Genomic DNA, 17,726 nt, shown 5'->3' on the forward strand with positions numbered 1-17,726 from the left:
GCGCATCAGCGGCAGGCGGGGCCGGGCGGGCCGGCCCCCCCCCCCCCCCCCCCCCCCCCCCCCCCCCCCCCCCCCCCCCCCCCCCCCCCCCCCCCGCGCCCGCCCCGCCCGGACGATCGCCGCGACCGGCCCTATGGCCAGCGCGATGAGCGTCCGCGTGATGGCCAACGTGACGGTCAGCGCGACGGTCCCCGTGACGGCCCGCGTGAAGGTGGTTTCCGCGACCGTCCCCGTGACGACGCCCGCGGCCCCCGCCGTGACGATGCGCGCGGACCGCGCCGCGACGACGCCCGTGGTCCCCGCCGTGATGACGCCCGTGGCCCGCGCCGCGACGAGGCGCCCCAGGCCGAGCCCGCCTACCGTCCGCTCAGCGGCATCCGCACCTACCGTCCCGCCGACGGTGGCGCCAGCCGCGAAATCCCCGTCAAGCGTGCTCCCGAGCCGCTGCAGGAGCAGGTTCCCGGTGGCGTGCGCATCAACAAGCGCCTGGCCGACATGGGCCTGTGCTCGCGCCGCGAGGCCGACGAGTGGGTGGACAAGGGTTGGGTCCGCGTCAATGGCGAACTCGCCGTGATGGGCCAGAACGTGGTGGCGGCCGACCGCATCACCGTCGAGCGCGAGGCGCGCGAGCGCCAGGACCAGCAGGTCACCATCCTGATCCACAAGCCCATGGGCTATGTCAGCGGCCAGGCCGAGGACGGGCACGAGCCCGCCGTGGTCCTGGTCACGCCCCAGAACCACTGGAACCAGGACACCAGCCGCACGCGCTTCAACTTCGCGCAGCTCAAGGGCCTGGCGCCCTGCGGCCGGCTGGACATCGACTCCGTGGGCCTGCTCGTCATGACCCAGGACGGCCGCGTGGCGCGCCAGATCATTGGCGAAGACTCGGAGATGGACAAGGAGTACCTGGTGCGCGTGACCTACGGCGACCGCGACATCGACGTGCAATCCGTGTTCCCGGCCGAGCAGCTGGCACGCCTGTGCCATGGCCTGTCGCTGGACGGCGAGGCACTCAAGCCCGCCAAGGTGGACTGGCAGAACCCCGAGCAGCTACGCTTTGTGCTGACCGAAGGCAAGAAGCGCCAGATCCGCCGCATGTGCGAACTGGTGGGCCTGCGCGTGGTGGGCCTCAAGCGCATCCGCATCGGCCGCGTGACGCTGGGCAACCTGCCTGTGGGCCAGTGGCGCTACCTGGGTGCACACGAGAGCTTCTGACACCGCGTGAGCATCCCCTGCGGCCCGTTGCGCACGTTTGCGCAACGGGCCGCACTCACTTGTGGCGGTGCCGGTGTTTGGAGTGCGCTCCATTCCCGGCAACCTGCTCGACAAGACCTACATGCCGGGCCTGGGCTCCTGCGGCGTCAGGCCTGCGACCACATCCGCAACAGGTTGTGGTACGTGCCGGACAGCGCGGAAAGCGCGGGGTCGCCCGGGTGGCGCACCGTCAGTTGCTGGATCTGCTGGTCCAGGTCGAACAGGATGCGGCGCTTCTCGTCCGAGGCCACGAGGCTGTGCGTCCAGAAGAAGCTGGCGTAGCGCGTGCCGCGCGTGACGGGGTTGACGCGGTGCAGGCTGGTGCCGGGGTAGACGATGGCGTCGCCCGCAGCCAGCTTCACGCTCTGGTGGCCGAAGGTGTCCTCCACGATCAGCTCGCCGCCTTCGTACTCGTCGGGCTCGCTGAAGAACACGGTGGTGGAGACATCGCTGCGCACCTTGATGGCCGTGCCGGGGATGGTGAAGATGGCGTTGTCTATATGGTTGCCATAGGTGCCGCCGCCCTCGTAGCGGTTGAAGCGCGGCGGCAGCACCTTCAGCGGCAGGGTGGCCGACATGAACAGCGCGCTGGCCCCCAGCTTGTCGAGGATGAGATTGCCTATCGCCTGGCCGGCCTGGCTGTCCAGCGGCAGCTGCAGGTTGGCCTTGACCTGGGCTGCCAGAGGGCCGGCCGTGGCGCGGCCGTCCTGCCAGGGGGCCTGCTCCAGCGCCTGGCGGCACTGGCGCACTTCGTCGGGGCTGAGCAGGGCGGGTATGCGGAGCATCATGGCAGGCGGTCTTCAGGGGGAATCAGCGAGTGTCCCGCAAAAAAGCCCCGCAGGCGGCGATGGCCTGCGGGGCTTTGCGGTGATCTGCGCAGCGTCAAGCCGCTGCGCGTTCGCCCGGGGCGATCAGCAGATCAGTACGTCCACTTGAGCGAGGCCACGGCCGAGCGGCCTGCGGCCATGGTCGCGTAGTGGGGCGAGCGGATGCCGCTGTAGTAGACCTTGTCGCCCAGGTTGTACAGGTTCAGCTGCACGGTCAGGTTGCGGTCGATCTGGTAGGCCACCATGGCGTCGTAGCGCGCATAGCCGCTGGCACCCTTGGTGACGATGCCGCCATCCACCGTGGACAGGATGTAGCTCTGGTTCACGCTGCTCTGGGCGTAGATGCCCAGGCCCACGGTCAGCTTGGCCATGGGCTTGTAGCTGGTCCACAGGCTGAAGCTGTGCTTGGGCGTGTTGGGGAAGGGCTGGCCATTGGCCACGCTGCCCGCGCCTGCGTTCTTCTGCTCGCTGTCCATGTAGGTGTAGCCGCCGAAGACGCTCAGGCCCGGCAGCACGCTGCCCGTAAAGCCCAGCTCCACGCCGTTGACCACCTTGTTGCCGCCCATGTAGGTGACGCCGTTTTCGGTGATGCGCGCATTGGTCACATCGTTGCGGAACAGCGCGGCGGTCAGCGCCAGGCGCTTTTCCATCAGGTCCCACTTGGTGCCCAGCTCGAGCGAGCGCGTCTTCTCGGGAGCGAGGTTGGCCAGCTGGTCGGTGGAGATGCCCAGGTCCTCGTTGCCGTTGCCCAGCATGGAGCCGCCGGGGCGCGAGGAGGTGCCGATGCTGGCGTAGATGCTGCCGTTGGTGGCCGGCTTGTAGACCAGGCCCAGCTGGTAGTTGAACAATGTGTCCGAACGGCTCAGGTCATAGGCCGGCGTGTTGCGGCCGGCGGGGCCGGAGGCGCTGAGTTTGTAGTGGTCCATGCGCAGGCCGGCATTGAGCAACCACTGGTCGTTGAACTTCAGCGTGTCGAAGCCGTACAGCGCCACGGTGTCGATCTGGTTGTGGCTGGGGTCGCCCAGCGTCACGGGCAGGTTCCACAGCGGGCTGCTGTCGGGGTTGTTCAGCGAGGCGCACCACAGGCTGGCGGCCGTGCAGGTGGTGTTGGTGGTCTGTACGGCAGCCGTGCGGGATTCTGCCTTTTCCTTGGACAGTTCCAGGCCGAACGAGTAGCTGTGGCCCACGCTGCCGGTCTGGGCCTTGCCCGTGAATTCCGAGAGGTTCTGCAGCGTCTTGATGTCGGCCACGCGTGCATTGCCACGGCGGAACACATAGCCATTGACGACATTGCCCTTGCTGTCGTCGGGCTGGGTCCACAGGTAGTCCTGTTCGGTCTTGCTGTAGCGCAGGCTGTTGCGGAACTTCTGGGTGTCGGTGAACTTGTGCTCCACGGTGGCCGTGAACAGGTCGCTCTTTTCCTTTTCGTAGTCGCGGCTGGTCAGGCCGTACCAGTTGTCGCGGTTGTTGCCGTAGGTGGGACGCACCACGCTGCCGCCGCGCAGGCCGGCCGCAGCCGTGCTGCTGTACAGGTAGGGCACGCCGCCATCGGGAATGTTGTCGGTCTGCAGGTGCTGCCAGGACAGCGAAACCTCGGTGGGCGTGCCCATGCCGAAGGTCACCGTGGGGGCAATGCCCCAGCGCTTGTTCTCGGGGCCGCTGCGGCCGGGAACGTCGGCGTCGTGCACCATGGCGTTCAGGCGCAGGCCCACGCCTTCGCCCAGCACGCGGTTGGCGTCGATGGTGGCGCGCCGGTAGCTGTCCGTGCCCAGGCCCACGTCGCCGCTGATGAAGTTCTCGTTCCTGGCCTTCTTGGTCACCAGGTTGATGGAGCCGCCCGCGCCGCCACGGCCTGCATAGGCCGAATCGGCGCCCTTGATGACTTCCACCGCTTCCAGGTTGAACACTTCGCGCGTGCCGGCCGCAATGTCGCGCATGCCGTCCACGAAGGTGCTGGCCTGGGCATCCATGCCGCGGATGAAGGGCTGGTCTCCCGAGGGGTTGCCGCCTTCGCCGTTGCCGAAGGTGATGCCGGGCGTGGACCGCAGGGCTTCCTGCAGGCTGGTCGCGCCGGTCTGCTTGATGATTTCCTCGTTGATGACCTGCACCGTCTTGGGCGTGTCCACCAGCGGGGCCGTGAACTTGGCCGAGGAGGCGTTGTCGGTCTTGACGGGCGCTTCGGTCGAAGACGTCACGTTCACGGTGCCCAGCGTGGTGCTGGTCTGCGCGAAGGCCGAGGTGCCCGCGAGGCACAGGGCAGCGGCAAGGGCCAGCTGGGTGAGGTTCGCGGGGGGGAGGATTTGTTGGATTTTGCTCATGTTCACTCCGATGAAAGCCCGCGGATTGTTATTGCGAATCACTAGTGTTCGGTTTCTGCTTCGTAAAGTTGGCCTGTTTGCCCTGGGTAAAAGTCCTTCGCGTTGCCGCCATGCAACAAACGAAAACCGTGTTTCACCAAAGATTCAATGAAAAAAGCGGCTGTCGCCAGCCGCTTGAGTCTGCTGCGAGGCGCCTGCAGCGCCCGTCCCTGGCCTTAATCGTTGGCCGGGTTGGCCAGCAGGGCCTTGTAGATCACGGCGCCGATCAGCGCACCCACGATGGGGGCGACCCAGAACAGCCACAGTTGCGAGATGGCGATCTCGGGACCGAACAGGGCCGGGCCCGTGCTGCGCGCGGGGTTGACCGAGGTATTGGTCACGGGAATCGAGATCAGGTGGATCAGCGTCAGGCACAGGCCGATGGCCAGCCCGCCAAAGCCGGCTGCCGCGCGCTTGGCCGTGGCGCCCAGGATGACCAGGATGAAGAAGGCGGTCATCACCACCTCGGTGACCAGGGCTGCCGTCATGCCGTAGCCGCCCGGCGAATGCGCGCCGTAGCCGTTGGTGGCAAAGCCGCCGATGTCGGCACCGGCCTTGCCCGTGGCGATCACATAGAGGATGGCCGCGCCCGTGATGGCGCCCAGCACCTGCGAGACGATGTAGCCCGGCAGTTCGCTCCAGGCAAAGCGCCCGCCCATGGCCAGGCCCACGGAGACGGCCGGGTTGAAGTGCCCGCCCGAGATGGGCCCGAAGGCATAGGCGCCCGTGAGCACCGTCAGGCCGAAGGCCAGCGAGACGCCGACCAGGCCGATGCCCACCTGCGGGAAGGCGGCGGCCAGCACGGCCGCACCGCAGCCGCCCAGGGTCAGCCACAGGGTCCCGAGGAATTCGGCGGACCATTTTTGAACAGAGCTGTGCATGGAAAATCTCCTGAAGCAGGCCCGCCATTGCGCCCGGGCCCTGCGCGCACCGTCCGCCGCACAGCGGAAAGTGGCGCAGTTATAGCCCTGCGCCAGCCCCGCCGTGAGGGCGAAAAAGTGAACAATCGTCCAGAGCCTGCGCCGCCACAGGGGCGGCGGGGTCTTGATAATGCGCTCGCCGGCCCGAGATGAGGGCTGATTTTTTCCCTGTTGTGAACCCATAGGACATAGGACACTGTCTGCATGAGCAAGCAAACCCATTCTTTTCAGGCCGAAGTTGCACAGCTGCTGCACCTGGTCACGCATTCGCTGTACTCCAACCCCGAGATCTTCCTGCGCGAGCTGGTCTCCAACGCCTCCGACGCCTGCGACAAGCTGCGCTTCGAGGCGCTGAACGATGCCTCCCTCTATGAGGACCAGCCCAACCTGGAAGTGCGCGTGTCCTTCGACGCCGCTGCCAAGACGCTGACCATTGCCGACACCGGCATCGGCATGAGCGAGCAGGAAGCCATCGACAACCTGGGCACCATCGCCAAGAGCGGCACCAAGGCCTTCATGGACAAGCTGTCGGGCGACCAGAAGTCGGACTCGCAGCTGATCGGCCAGTTCGGCGTGGGCTTTTACTCGGGCTACATCGTGGCCGACAAGATCACCGTGGAAACACGCCGCGCGGGCCTGCCGGCCTCCGAAGGCGTGCGCTGGACCAGCGGCGGCACGGGCGAGTTCGAGGTCGAGCAGATCGAGCGCCCCCAGCGCGGCACCAGCATCACGCTGCACCTGCGCCCCGAGGCCGAGGAGTTCCTCAACGCCTGGAAGATCAAGCAGGTCATCGGCAAATACTCCGACCACATCAGCCTGCCCATCCTCATGGAAAAAGAGGAGTGGAAGGACGGCGAGAACGACCAGCCCGGCACCATGGAGAAGACGGGCGAGTGGGAGACCATCAACAAGGCCAGCGCGCTGTGGACGCGTCCCAAGAAGGACATCACGGCCGAGCAGTACCAGGACTTCTACAAGGCCATCAGCCACGACTTCGAGAACCCGCTGACCTGGAGCCACAACCGCGTCGAGGGCAACACCGAGTACACGCAGCTGCTGTTCATCCCGGCCAAGGCGCCGTTCGACCTCTACAACCGCGACAAGAAGGCCGGCGTCAAGCTCTACGTCAAGCGCGTCTTCATCATGGATGACGCCGAGGCGCTGATGCCCGGCTACCTGCGCTTCGTCAAGGGCGTGATCGACTCGGCCGACCTGCCGCTGAACGTCAGCCGCGAGCTGCTGCAGGAAAGCCGCGACGTGCGCCTGATCCGCGACGGCTCGACCAAGCGCGTGCTGTCCATGCTGGAAGACCTGGCCAAGCACGATCGCCACGACGCTGCCGCTGACGCGGCTGCCGACGGCGTCACCGACGTGGTCAGCGAAGAGGACAAGGCCAAGGAAGGCAAGTACAGCCAGTTCTACGCCGAGTTCGGTCCCGTGCTCAAGGAAGGCCTGGGCGAGGACTTTGCCAACAAGGAACGCATCGCCAAGCTGCTGCGCTTTTCCTCCACCAGCCAGGACGAGGCCATCGTCTCGCTGGCCGACTACAAGGCCCGCATGAAGGAAGGCCAGGACGCGATCTACTACATCACGGCCGACTCCCTGACCGCAGCCCGCAACAGCCCGCAGCTCGAAGTCTTCCGCAAGAAGGGCATCGAAGTGCTGCTGATGGCCGACCGCGTGGACGAATGGGCCATGGGCTACCTGACCGAATTCGACGGCACGCCGCTGCAGTCCGTGGCCAAGGGCGCCGTGGACCTGGGCAAGCTGCAGGACGAAGAGGAAAAGAAGGCCGCCGAGGAAGCGGCCGAGACCTTCAAGCCCCTGCTGGCCAAGCTCAAGGAAGCGCTCAAGGACAAGGCCGAGGACGTGCGCGTGACCACGCGCCTGGTGGACTCGCCCGCCTGCCTGGTGGTGCAGGACGGCGGCATGAGCCTGCAGCTGGCGCGCCTGCTCAAGCAGGCCGGCCAGCAGGCGCCGGACGCCCGCCCCGTGCTGGAGGTCAATCCCGAGCATCCGCTGGTCAAGAAGCTGGACGGTTCGGTGCATTTCCATGACCTGGCCAACATCCTGTTCGACCAGGCCGTGTTGGCCGAAGGCGGCATGCCCGAAGACCCGGCCGCCTACGTCAGGCGCGTGAACGCGCTGCTGGCGTGAGTTCCTCACAAGGATTGCCTCGCCGCATTCCCTAGGCCTTAGTGCCTGCTCACTGCCGCGCCAGCGCGCGGCAGATCAGCATTACAAGCCGGTGCCAGCCAAGCTGCCACCGGCTTTTTCGCGTCTGCAATCCGTGAGGAAAACCGGTAGTCGTCGGTGGACTCACGAAAAACTCACAAATACCTCTAAATACTCACTTTTGTTAAAAATTCCAGATCATATTTACTTTTGGTAATAAAGAATCATCATGCCTCCTTTTGGTGCGTCCGGTAGTCGGCTTTCTGACAGAGCTGTTCCAGCTGGGCACCTCGTGCGTCCGTGCCTGCGGCATTCGGCGCTGTCAACGAAGCAAAAGAGAGGTTTGTATGGCTTTCACGAGAAAGGGCTGGCTGGCGCGTGCGCTGCTGTCCGGCGGCTTGCTGGCAACAGCGGCTGCCGTGGCGGCGCCGGCCGACACCGACATCCTGGTCAACCAGGACGGTCTCTATGACGGACAGGACGCATCGGCAGGCCCTGCCGGCGGCAACTTCACCTATGTGGCCAAGGTCAGGCACAACAACATCGGTCCCGACGCCGTAGGCGTCACCCTGACCGAGGTGCTGCCCGTGGGCGCCGTGTTCCAGGGCTACAGCAGCAGCCCGGGCGGCATCACCTGCACGGCACCCGCGGCTGGCACGGTGCTCACCGCAGGCAACAACACGCTGGTCTGCAACATCGGCAACCTGGCGCCCGCCGATGGCTTCAAATCCGTGGGCTTCGAGGTCATCCTGCCGACCGTCGGCACCAACTGGCGTGCCGTGGCCAGCGCGCGCATGGCCTCGCCCGACTACGACAACGACCAGAACAACACGCAGCTGGACCGCAACTTCACCACCACCGAGGCCGCCGATCTGGCCATCGCGATGGCGGCTCCCGCCAGCGTCGCCAACGGCGGCGCCTTCCAGTACACCATCGACGTGCAGAACAAGGGCCCGTCCGAGGTGCCCGCCGGTGGCCGTACCGTGGTGCGTTTCCCCGTGCCCAACGGCGCCGTGGTCACGGGCGTGCCCTCAGGCAGCGGCTGGAGCTGCACGCCGGCCTCGGGCTATCCGCTGATCTCGGGCGAGCTCAGCTGCACGCGCGGCGGCCCGGTGCTGCCGGGCGCCGTGCTGCCTTCCATCTCCGTGCCGGCCATCGCCAACATGAGCGGCACCATTGCCGGCGCTGCCAGCGTCAAGGGCTACAAGGACGCCAGCACGGAGATGCCGGACGGCCAGTCCGGCAACAACACCGCCAGCGCCGCCGTGGTCTCCAGCGGCAGCGAGTTCGTGGATGTCTCGCTGCGCAAGCAGGTGGCGCCCACGGTGCTGGATGCGCTGCAGGCGACCGAGGTCACCTACACGCTGCAGCCGCGTCGCGAAGGCGGCTCCATCGTGCCTCGTGACCTTACCGTCACCGACACGCTGCCGGCCGGCGTGACCTTCACGGGCTTCGACGGCAGCACGGCGCCCTGGAACTGCGGCCACAACAGCGGCACCATCACCTGCACCCATGCGGGCGAGTACCCGGTGGCCGGCTACGCCAACATGCAGGCCATCCGCTTCAAGGCCAGCGTGGCTGCGGGTGGAACGCCGGGTGCGCAACTGGTCAATCAGGGCGTGATCGGGGTTCCACCCGAACTCAACGAGCCCAACAAGACCAACAACACCGATAGCGCGGCGGTGAGCTTCAGCAACGATGCACGGCTGCGCCTCGTCAAGGCCGGCCCCAGCCGCCCGGTGCTGGCAGGTGAGGAGTTCCAGTACACGATCACGGTGACCAACAACGGTCCCATGCCTGTGCTGCCGAATCAGCTGATCACCGTATCCGACACCCCTGCGGACAACCGAATGACCGTCATCGGCATGTCCGGTGCGGGCACCGGCGCGGGTGACTGGACCTGCGCCGCCCAGAGCTGCACCTCGACCGCGGGCCTGGCCGTGGGCGCCAGCCGCCAGATCACGGTCAGGGCCAAGGTCACGCTGGCCTTGGGCCATCTGGACTTCACCAACAACGCCTCGGCGGGCGTGGTCGGCCGGGACAATGCATCGGCCACCACCTCCGCGACTGTCACCGTGTCTGCCGACAAGGTGGATGTGGGCATCGTCAAGAGCGTGGTCAGCCCTGTGCCGCCGGCCTCCATCAAGAGCGGTGAAGAGGTCACCTACCAGCTGGTGGTGAAGAACCACTCGGCCAGCACGACGGTGACGAATGTCCGCGTACGCGACTCGCTGCAGGCGCTGGTCAAGCAGACCGATGGCGTGCGCATCGTGGGCGGCAACCCGGTGGACGAGGCCGGCAATCCCGTGCCGTACACCTACCCGGGCGGCGGCTTTGTCTCCAGCCGCATCGTTTCCGGTGCCAACGCCAGCTGCGGCACCCCTTCGGGCGGCGTCAACAGCGAGACGCGCGATCTGACCTGCGACATCTCCTCCATGGCCCCGGAGGCCGAGGTGGTGATCGAGGTCAAGATCCGCCCCAAGCGCGCCACCACCGGCACCTATGCCAACGCGGCCTCGGCCCAGTCCCTGGACATCCATGACGCCGATCCCGGCAACGATTCCTCGACGGCCAGCATCACCGTGCAGGCCATCGCGGAAATCGCCGCGCAAAAGCAGGTCTCGCCCAAGGTGGCGGCTGCGGGCGAGCCGCTGACCTATACGGTCACGGTGCCCAACTACGGCCCCTCGTCGGCCGCCAATGTCACGCTCAAGGACGTGCTGCCTGCAGACGCCATCTTCATCGGCACGCCCACGGTCTCCGGCGGCGGCACCTGTACTCCGGCTGCCACCGATGGCGTGCAGGGCGGAACGCTGGAGTGCGCCTGGACCAATCCGCTGCCCACAGGCGCGCAGTACACCGTGAGCTACAAGATGCGCTCGCGCGGCGATCTGGCGGCCGACACGGAGATCCTCAACACGGTCGCCGTGGACACCGCCACCGAGGAACTGACCAAGGCCAACAACCAGGCCGAGGCTAAGGCCCGGCTCAAGCGTGCCGAGCTGGATGTGAACATCAGCATGCGCCACACGGCGGACGGCCTGGTGCTGGGTGAGGACACCGAATACACCATCACGGTGACCAACTCCGGCCCCTCCTACGCCACCCAGGTGGTCGTGACCGACAAGTTCCCCGCATCGGGCTCCACGGCCACCTTCAGCTACCAGAACGGCCTGGCGCTGGCCGGCATTCCCGGCGCCTCCGCATCCTGGTGCGGCGTGCAGCCGGCGCTGAACGCGACCAGCGGGCCTCTGCAGTGCACCATCCCCTCGCTGGCGCCGGGCCAGAGCATGACCATCAAGTTCAAGATGCGCGCACAGACCCTGCCCGACAAGGCATCGGGCGGCACCATCTACCACGAGGCCTCGGTCAAGCCCTTCGAGACGGAATGGCTGAGCAATGGCGGCGATGTGATCGTCAACAACACCACCACCGACCGGACCTCCACCAGCCGCCAGGGCAATGCCGTGGACCTGGGGATCGGCAAGCAGGGCCCCGCCGGCCCGCTGGACGATGGCGACACGGCCAGCTACACGCTGACCGTCACCAACTACGGCCGCGATCCGCAGTCGCCCGCGGGCGGCTCGGTGACCGACGTGCTGCCCGCCGGGCTGGAGTTCGTCTCGGCCTCGGCAGGCTGCAGCTACGCCAGCGGCACGCGCACCGTGACCTGCAGCGTGCCGCAGCTGGCCCAGGGCGGCACGGCGGTCTTCACGCTGGAGACAAAGCTGGACAAGCCCTACAAGGGCGCCCGCCCGCTGGTCAACTCGGCCACGGTCTCGGTGCCCGGTGACGGCAATCCCGACAACGACAAGAGCACGACCACCACGCCGCTCAAGCCGGGGCCGGGCGGCACGGCCAGCATTCCCACGCTGTCGCAGTGGGGCCTGATGCTGATGTCGTCCCTGCTGGCGCTGATGGCGCTGGGGACCATGCGCAGGCGCGAGCGTCGGTGATGCGCCCGTGACGGCAAGGGCCGGTGGCGTGATTCACGCACCGGCCTTTGTCGTCTTTGAGCGGTCCGAAGATAATGCGAGCCTATAGAGGGACACTGTTTCGCAACTGCCAGGTCGCAAGCCCGGCAACCAACACTCCAAGACCTGCCATGCTGCGTTTCTTTCTGATCTTTCTGGCCATCCAGCTGACGATGTTCGGGCTGAACCTGCTCAGTTGGGTGCAGCAGCACATCGTGCTGCCCTGGACGTCATTCCTGGCGCACATCTGCGCCTCGCTGGTGACCTGGTTCGACAGCACGGCCTCGGCCACGGGCAAGGTGCTGTGGAACACGGCCACGGGCTTTGGCGTCTCCATCGAGGCCGGCTGCAACGGCCTGGAGGCCTACATCGTGCTGTTTGCCGCCGTGATGGCCTTCCCCTCGTCATGGCGCCAGAAGCTGGTGGGCCTGCTGGCCGGCTTCGTGGCCGTGCAGGCCATCAATGTGCTGCGCGTCATCAGCCTGTTCTACCTGGGCCAGTGGAGCACCACGGCCTTCAACTTCGCGCATGAGTACCTCTGGCAGGCGCTGATCATGCTGGACGTGCTGGTGTTCTGGCTGCTGTGGGTGCGCTGGAGCGGCCGCAAGGCGCCGTCGCAGGATGACGGCGGCCAGCCGCCGCTGCCGCCCGCCGCTGCAGCTTCCGCCGCCGTGGCCGCCTGAGGAGCAGGCCATGATCGGACGCAATCCCATCTCGCGCTTCGCGGCCCTGGCCATGGGCGGCATCGTGGTGCTGACCCTGGCCTGGACGCTGGCGGCCGGCTGGCTGGCCGTGCCGGTGTCCGGCATGAGCAAGTGGGTGCTGGAGAACGCCGCCAACGGCTGGGTGCAGCGCGTGGACCTGGAGACGCCCCGCAGCCTGGTCGTCAATTCCTCGGTCCAGGTCTCCAACGAGCAGACCGGCTGGCGCCGCGCCGAGGCCATCGTCGAGGTCGATCCCGCCCGCTACGGCTACGGCCTGCCCGTGCTGGTGGCCATGCTGCTGGCGGCCTGGGGTCCGGGCCGGTGGTGGCGCATCCTGGTGGGGTATGTGGCGCTGCTGCCCTTGCAGACCTTCAGCGTGGTCTCGCAGGTGCTGATGCAGCTGTGCCTTGCGGCGCGGCTTGACCTCAACGTGCTGGGCATACAGACATGGCAGCTGGAGGCCATCGTCTACGCCTACCAGATGGGCGGGCTGATGGTGCCCACGCTGTGCCCGGTGCTGCTGTGGCTGGCGCTGGATATGGGCTTTGTGCGCCGCGTGCTGCTGCCGGCCTGGAACCGCAGCCGGGCGCCTGCCGCCGCGCCCCAGCCCATGGTGGCGCCCAAGCCCTCGGCCTGGCGCCAGACCGATGGCGCGGCCACTTCCACCGGCCATCCGCTGGTGTCTTCCAGCAGCGCGGCCACCCTGCCCAAGGCCAAGGCCACCAGCGGCACGCCGCAGCGCTGAAGGCCGTGCGCGGCCGTCTTCAGCCCTGCGCGGGCATGGGCGGCAGCAGGCCGCGCTCGGTGATGAAGTCGATCACCTCGCGCAGGCCCTTGCCGCTTTTCACGCTGCCCATCACATAGGGCTTGTGGGCGCGCATGCGCTGCGTGTCGGCTTCCATGATGGACAGGTTGGCGCCCACGTAGGGCGCCAGGTCGGTCTTGTTGACCACCAGCAGATCGCTCTTGGTGATGCCGGGGCCGCCCTTGCGCGGAATCTTCTCGCCGCCGGCCACGTCGATCACGTAGATGGTCAGGTCCGACAGCTCGGGGCTGAAGGTGGCGGCCAGGTTGTCGCCGCCGCTTTCGATGAAGACGATGTCCGCCTCGGGGAACTGGCGCAGCATGCGGTCCACGGCTTCAAGGTTGATGGAGGCGTCCTCGCGGATGGCCGTGTGCGGGCAGCCGCCGGTCTCCACGCCCATGATGCGTTCCGGCGGCAGGGCCTCGGCCACCGTCAGCAGGCGCTGGTCTTCCTTGGTGTAGATGTCGTTGGTGATGACCACCAGGTCGTAGTGGGCGCGCATGGCCTTGCACAGCATCTCCAGCAGCGTGGTCTTGCCGGAGCCGACAGGGCCGCCGATGCCGACGCGCAGCGGGGGGAGTTTCTTGGTGCGGGTGTTCATGGTGGACTTGGGGTGAGTGATCAGGACCGGAAGAGCCGGGAGTACTGGTGTTCGTGCCGTGCCTGCAGCACGCTCCATTGGGGCAGCATGGTGTCCAGCCGGGGCGGCGCCTCGCTGGCGCGGCGGCGTGCCTCGCCCACGGCCTGCTCCAGCAGCGGATGCAGGGCCAGCAGCAGGCTCTGGCCCGCCACCTGGCCCAGCGGCACGGCCTTGATGGCGGCGGCCACCTGGTTCTCCAGCCAGGCAAAGCCATAGGCCAGCAGGGCATGGTCCTCGTCGGCATCCACGGCGGCGCAGGCGCAGGCAAAGGCCGTGGGATAGGCCAGGCCCGGTCCCTCCACAAGGGCGCCCAGTTGTGCGATGCGGGGCGCAAAGGCCTCGCCGCCCCAGGGCACGGAGCGCAGCAGGCTGTGCAGCGACCAGCCCATCTGCAGCGTCTCGGCACGGGCCTCGCGGCTGTCGCGGCTGGCAATGAACCACTGGTTCCATTCGTGCACCGCCCCCTCGTCGCCTGCGCTCCAGGCCCGGCGCAGCAGCAGCCACAGCGGCGCCTCGCAGCGTGCAAAGCCGTGGGCCAGCGCATCGGCAATCCAGGTGCGCGCCGTGCCGGCATCCGTGACCAGGCCGTGCTCGATGGCGGCCTCCAGCCCCTGCGAATAGCTGAAGCCGCCCACGGGCAGCTGGGGCGATGCCAGGTGCAGCAGGGCGCACAGCCCCTGTATCGACAGGTCAGCCATGCGGATGGTCGTGGCCGTGCCCGTGTGCGCAGCAGCCTTTGTGATCATGGTCATGGCTGTGATCGTGGCCATGTTCATGCCCGTGGGAATGATCGTGTGAATGGCCGTGTGCGTGCCCATGGTCATGCAGCGCATACACGCTCTGCGCCAGCGCCTGGTCCTCGGCAAAGCTGGCGTCATGGCCGTGGCGGTGGCCGCCGCCATAGGCGCCGGCCTCGGGCTCGAAGGGCGCATCCACCAGGGCCACCTGCGCGCCCAGGCGCAGCAGCATGTCGTGCAGCACGGGGTCGTTTTCCAGGTGCAGGTGCGTGGGCGTGACCTCCACCGGGATATGCCGGTTGCCCAGGTGGTAGGCCGCACGCAGCAGGCCCAGCGGCGTGGCCGCCGTCACGCGCAACACCGCCTGGGGCGCCGCGCGCACGGCGACCAGGCTGCCATCCTCGGCCACCAGCACATCGCCGCCGCGCAGCACGCTGCCGCGCGCCAGCACCACGGCCAGCTCGCGCCCCGTGGAGTCCGTTGCCGCAAAGCGGCTCTTCTGGCGCATGTCCCAGTCCAGCTCCAGCGTGGCGGCGCGCCTGACCAGCACGGCGGCAAGGCCGCCGCCCTGGGGCATGTGTTTGTTGACGGTGAGCATGGATTGTTTCGTATTAACGTTCGTTATAACATTGCGAGGTCAATGACTTCCCTGGAGATTCCATCATGACCACTCTCAAACTCACCCAGGTCGGCAATTCCGTGGGCTTGATCCTGCCCAAGGAGATTCTGGCGAAGCTGAACCTGGGCAAAGGCGACACGGTGTATCTGACCGAGGTTGCCGACGGTGGCATCAAGCTTTCTCCGTATGACGAGGACTTCGGGCAGCAGATGGATGCAGCGCGCCTGATCATGAAAAAGCGGCGTGGTGTTTTGCGTGAGCTGGCGAAATGACCGGGAACATGCAGGTTTGGTTCTGGCTCAGCGAGGCCGTCATGCTGGCTGTTCACGAAGAGCAACTGACCGAGCATGGTGGCCCGGCGGGCGTGCGTGATGCCGGGTTGCTGGCATCTGCCCTGGCCAGGCCACGCCATCTGGCCGCTTATGGGGCGCCTGATGCGGCCGAGCTGGCAGCCAGCTATGGCTTTGGCATCGCGCGCAACCATCCCTTTGTGGATGGCAACAAACGCACAGCCTTTGTGGCGACCGAGCTGTTTCTCCATCTCAATGGCTGGGAATTGACGGCGGGTGACGAGTCCTGTGTGCTGACCATGGTGGCCTTGGCCGCAGGCGAACTGGACGAGGCCGGGTTCGCCCTCTGGATACGTGAGCACAGTGCGCCCTTGCCCCGCTGACCCCATTGCTCCCCCTTAAAAAAGAAAATACCGCTGCGCCATCGGCAGCTCGGTGGCGGGCTCGCAGGTCAGCAACTGGCCGTCGGCCACGACCTGGTAGGTCTCGGGGTCGACGCTGATGTCGGGCTGCCAGTCGTTGTGCACCATGTCGCGCTTGCTGACGCTGCGGCAGTTTTCCACGGCCACGGTGCGCTTGCGCAGGCCGTAGCGGTCGGCCACGCCGGCCTGCTGGGCGGCCTGCGAGACGAAGGTGAGGCTGGCCGCCGCCACGCCGCTGCCCTGGCCCGCGAACATGGGCCGGTAGTGCACGGGCTGGGGCGTGGGGATGCTGGCGTTGGGGTCGCCCATGGCGGCGCTGGCGATGCTGCCGCCCTTGAGGATGAGGCTGGGCTTGACGCCGAAGAACGCCGGCCGCCACAGCACCAGGTCGGCCAGCTTGCCGACCTCGACCGAGCCCACGACATGGGCGATGCCATGCGTGCGTGCGGGGTTGATGGTGTACTTGGCAACGTAGCGCTTGACGCGGAAGTTGTCGTGGCGCGCGTTGTCGCCCGGCAGGCTGCCGCGCTGGACCTTCATCTTGTGCGCGGTCTGCCAGGTGCGCAGCACCACTTCGCCCACGCGGCCCATGGCCTGGCTGTCGCTGGAGATCATGGAGAAGGCGCCCAGGTCGTGCAGCACGTCCTCGGCGGCGATGGTCTCGCGGCGGATGCGGCTTTCGGCGAAGGCGATGTCCTCGGCAATGGAGGCGTCCAGGTGGTGGCAGACCATGAGCATGTCCAGGTGCTCGTCCAGCGTGTTCACCGTGTAGGGCCGCGTGGGGTTGGTGGACGAGGGCAGCACGTTGGCCTCGCCGCAGACCTTGATGATGTCGGGCGCGTGGCCGCCGCCCGCGCCTTCGGTGTGGTAGGTGTGGATGGTGCGGCCCTTGAAGGCGGCCACCGTGGCCTCGACGAAGCCGCCCTCGTTGAGCGTGTCGGTGTGGATGGCGACCTGGGTGTCGGTCTCGTCGGCCACGCCCAGGCAGCAGTCGATGGCGGCGGGCGTCGATCCCCAGTCCTCGTGCAGCTTCAGGCCGATGGCGCCCGCCGCGATCTGCTCGCGCAACGGCGCGGCCTGGCTGGCGTTGCCCTTGCCCAGCAGGCCGATGTTCATGGGGTAGCCGTCCACGGCCTGCAGCATGCGCTCCATGTGCCAGGGACCGGGCGTGACCGTGGTGGCGAAGGTGCCCGTGGCCGGGCCCGTGCCGCCGCCGATCATGGTGGTCACGCCGCTGGTCAGCGCCTCGTCGATCTGCTGCGGGCAGATGAAGTGGATGTGCGTGTCGATGCCGCCGGCCGTGACGATCATGCCCTCACCCGCAATGATTTCCGTGCCGGGGCCGATGACGATGGTCACGCCCGGCTGCATGTCCGGGTTGCCGGCCTTGCCTATGCCTGCGATCAGCCCGTTCTTGATGGCGATGTCGGCCTTGACGATGCCCCAGTGGTCGATGATCACGGCATTGGTGATGACGGTGTCGGCGCAGTCGGCGGCCATGCGCTGGCTCTGGCCCATGCCGTCGCGGATGACCTTGCCGCCGCCGAACTTGACCTCTTCGCCGTAGATCGTGTGGTCCTTCTCGATCTCGATGACCAGGGCCGTGTCGGCCAGCCGCAGGCGGTCGCCCACGGTGGGGCCGAACATCTCGGCATAGGCCTGGCGCGTGATGCTTGCCATGAATGTTCCCTTTCAGAGAGGCCCCATCACCTTGGCATTGAAGCCGAAGATGATGCGGTCGCCGGAGATTTCCACCAGTTCCACCGTGCGCTCCTGGCCCGGCTCGAAGCGCACGGCCGTGCCGGCCGCGATGTTCAGCCGCCAGCCGCGTGCGGCGGCGCGGTCGAAGTGCAGGGCCTCGTTGACTTCGAAGAAATGAAAGTGCGAGCCCACCTGCACCGGCCGGTCGCCGGTGTTGGTGACCGTGAGGGTCTGCACGGGCCGGCCCGCGTTCAGCAGGATCTCGCCGGGCTCGGCGAGCAGCTCGCCGGGGATGATGCGC

At 67.2% G+C, this 17,726-nt stretch carries 14 protein-coding genes and 1 pseudogene; 7 read left to right on the plus strand and 8 right to left on the minus strand.

The features are described 5' to 3' along the window. Positions 1 to 90 precede the first annotated feature (90 nt). Positions 91 to 1,215: pseudogene (locus tag KDK82_RS19500) on the plus strand (pseudouridine synthase); the annotation flags it as partial. 146 nt (positions 1,216 to 1,361) lie between these two features. Here the strand turns inward: KDK82_RS19500 and KDK82_RS19505 are convergent. From KDK82_RS19505 to aqpZ, 3 genes are all read right to left on the minus strand, one after another. After that, entirely contained in the window at positions 1,362 to 2,042 is a 681-nt protein-coding gene (locus KDK82_RS19505; RefSeq protein WP_012203103.1) for a Fe2+-dependent dioxygenase, read from the minus strand. Between the two features lie 131 nt (positions 2,043 to 2,173). Then, positions 2,174 to 4,399: a TonB-dependent siderophore receptor gene (locus tag KDK82_RS19510; protein ID WP_088165956.1), complete on the minus strand. Its 2,226-nt coding sequence runs from the start codon at positions 4,397 to 4,399 to the stop codon at positions 2,174 to 2,176. Positions 4,400 to 4,614: 215 nt separating this feature from the next. Next, a complete protein-coding gene (gene aqpZ, locus KDK82_RS19515; RefSeq protein ID WP_088165957.1) occupies positions 4,615 to 5,319 on the minus strand; it encodes an aquaporin Z in 705 nt (234 codons plus the stop codon). A 243-nt stretch (positions 5,320 to 5,562) separates the two neighbouring features. Here aqpZ and htpG point away from each other — a divergent pair, with 243 nt between their 5' ends. The 4 genes from htpG to KDK82_RS19535 all read left to right on the plus strand — a co-directional run bounded on the left by htpG (position 5,563) and on the right by KDK82_RS19535 (position 12,956). Next, complete coding sequence (gene htpG, locus KDK82_RS19520; protein ID WP_012203106.1) at positions 5,563 to 7,515, plus strand: molecular chaperone HtpG; 1,953 nt, start codon at positions 5,563 to 5,565, stop codon at positions 7,513 to 7,515. Between the two features lie 365 nt (positions 7,516 to 7,880). Further along, entirely contained in the window at positions 7,881 to 11,489 is a 3,609-nt protein-coding gene (locus tag KDK82_RS19525; RefSeq protein ID WP_088165958.1) for an IPTL-CTERM sorting domain-containing protein, read from the plus strand. A gap of 149 nt (positions 11,490 to 11,638) precedes the next feature. Beyond that, complete coding sequence (gene xrtH, locus KDK82_RS19530; RefSeq protein ID WP_063327363.1) at positions 11,639 to 12,190, plus strand: exosortase H; 552 nt, start codon at positions 11,639 to 11,641, stop codon at positions 12,188 to 12,190. 10 nt (positions 12,191 to 12,200) lie between these two features. After that, entirely contained in the window at positions 12,201 to 12,956 is a 756-nt protein-coding gene (locus KDK82_RS19535; protein ID WP_013804334.1) for an exosortase H-associated membrane protein, read from the plus strand. 19 nt (positions 12,957 to 12,975) lie between these two features. Here KDK82_RS19535 and ureG read toward each other — a convergent pair whose 3' ends face one another. The 3 genes from ureG to ureE are packed head-to-tail and all read right to left on the minus strand — an operon-like array spanning position 12,976 to position 14,991. Continuing rightward, a complete protein-coding gene (gene ureG, locus KDK82_RS19540) occupies positions 12,976 to 13,617 on the minus strand; it encodes an urease accessory protein UreG (RefSeq protein ID WP_012203110.1) in 642 nt (213 codons plus the stop codon). A gap of 20 nt (positions 13,618 to 13,637) precedes the next feature. Further along, a complete protein-coding gene (locus KDK82_RS19545; protein ID WP_034398124.1) occupies positions 13,638 to 14,354 on the minus strand; it encodes an urease accessory protein UreF in 717 nt (238 codons plus the stop codon). Beyond that, positions 14,347 to 14,991 carry an urease accessory protein UreE gene (gene ureE, locus KDK82_RS19550; protein ID WP_088165959.1) on the minus strand — a complete coding sequence of 215 codons (645 nt, stop codon included), beginning with the start codon at positions 14,989 to 14,991 and terminating at the stop codon, positions 14,347 to 14,349. The genes KDK82_RS19545 and ureE overlap by 8 nt, the downstream gene beginning before the upstream one ends. Positions 14,992 to 15,056: 65 nt before the next feature. Here ureE and KDK82_RS19555 point away from each other — a divergent pair, with 65 nt between their 5' ends. Both KDK82_RS19555 and KDK82_RS19560 read left to right on the plus strand, forming a co-directional pair. Continuing rightward, positions 15,057 to 15,284 (plus strand): AbrB/MazE/SpoVT family DNA-binding domain-containing protein, encoded by a 228-nt coding sequence (locus KDK82_RS19555; RefSeq protein WP_016446570.1) that lies wholly within the window; start codon positions 15,057 to 15,059, stop codon positions 15,282 to 15,284. Further along, positions 15,281 to 15,685, plus strand: a complete 405-nt coding sequence (locus KDK82_RS19560) for a type II toxin-antitoxin system death-on-curing family toxin (protein ID WP_088165960.1) — start codon at positions 15,281 to 15,283, stop codon at positions 15,683 to 15,685. Before KDK82_RS19555 ends, KDK82_RS19560 begins: the two co-directional genes overlap by 4 nt. Positions 15,686 to 15,700: 15 nt before the next feature. Here KDK82_RS19560 and ureC read toward each other — a convergent pair whose 3' ends face one another. Next, entirely contained in the window at positions 15,701 to 17,404 is a 1,704-nt protein-coding gene (gene ureC, locus KDK82_RS19565; RefSeq protein WP_012203113.1) for an urease subunit alpha, read from the minus strand. Between the two features lie 12 nt (positions 17,405 to 17,416). Further along, positions 17,417 to 17,722 (minus strand): urease subunit beta, encoded by a 306-nt coding sequence (locus tag KDK82_RS19570; protein ID WP_179217966.1) that lies wholly within the window; start codon positions 17,720 to 17,722, stop codon positions 17,417 to 17,419. Positions 17,723 to 17,726: the final 4 nt, after the last annotated feature.

Origin of the sequence: Delftia sp. K82, from assembly GCF_002193035.1 — a bacterium.
Taxonomy (GTDB): domain Bacteria; phylum Pseudomonadota; class Gammaproteobacteria; order Burkholderiales; family Burkholderiaceae_C; genus Comamonas; species Comamonas acidovorans.

What these genes read in the sequence shown, in the direction of transcription:
- ureE (WP_088165959.1), bottom strand. Translation starts at nt 14,991, where the DNA reads ATGCTCACCGTCAACAAACACATGCCCCAGGGCGGCGGCCTTGCCGCC.
- KDK82_RS19535 (WP_013804334.1), top strand. Translation starts at nt 12,201, where the DNA reads ATGATCGGACGCAATCCCATCTCGCGCTTCGCGGCCCTGGCCATGGGC.
- KDK82_RS19525 (WP_088165958.1), top strand. Translation starts at nt 7,881, where the DNA reads ATGGCTTTCACGAGAAAGGGCTGGCTGGCGCGTGCGCTGCTGTCCGGC.
- KDK82_RS19555 (WP_016446570.1), top strand. Translation starts at nt 15,057, where the DNA reads ATGACCACTCTCAAACTCACCCAGGTCGGCAATTCCGTGGGCTTGATC.
- ureG (WP_012203110.1), bottom strand. Translation starts at nt 13,617, where the DNA reads ATGAACACCCGCACCAAGAAACTCCCCCCGCTGCGCGTCGGCATCGGC.
- KDK82_RS19560 (WP_088165960.1), top strand. Translation starts at nt 15,281, where the DNA reads ATGACCGGGAACATGCAGGTTTGGTTCTGGCTCAGCGAGGCCGTCATG.
- KDK82_RS19505 (WP_012203103.1), bottom strand. Translation starts at nt 2,042, where the DNA reads ATGATGCTCCGCATACCCGCCCTGCTCAGCCCCGACGAAGTGCGCCAG.
- aqpZ (WP_088165957.1), bottom strand. Translation starts at nt 5,319, where the DNA reads ATGCACAGCTCTGTTCAAAAATGGTCCGCCGAATTCCTCGGGACCCTG.
- ureC (WP_012203113.1), bottom strand. Translation starts at nt 17,404, where the DNA reads ATGGCAAGCATCACGCGCCAGGCCTATGCCGAGATGTTCGGCCCCACC.
- KDK82_RS19545 (WP_034398124.1), bottom strand. Translation starts at nt 14,354, where the DNA reads ATGGCTGACCTGTCGATACAGGGGCTGTGCGCCCTGCTGCACCTGGCA.
- KDK82_RS19510 (WP_088165956.1), bottom strand. Translation starts at nt 4,399, where the DNA reads ATGAGCAAAATCCAACAAATCCTCCCCCCCGCGAACCTCACCCAGCTG.
- htpG (WP_012203106.1), top strand. Translation starts at nt 5,563, where the DNA reads ATGAGCAAGCAAACCCATTCTTTTCAGGCCGAAGTTGCACAGCTGCTG.
- xrtH (WP_063327363.1), top strand. Translation starts at nt 11,639, where the DNA reads ATGCTGCGTTTCTTTCTGATCTTTCTGGCCATCCAGCTGACGATGTTC.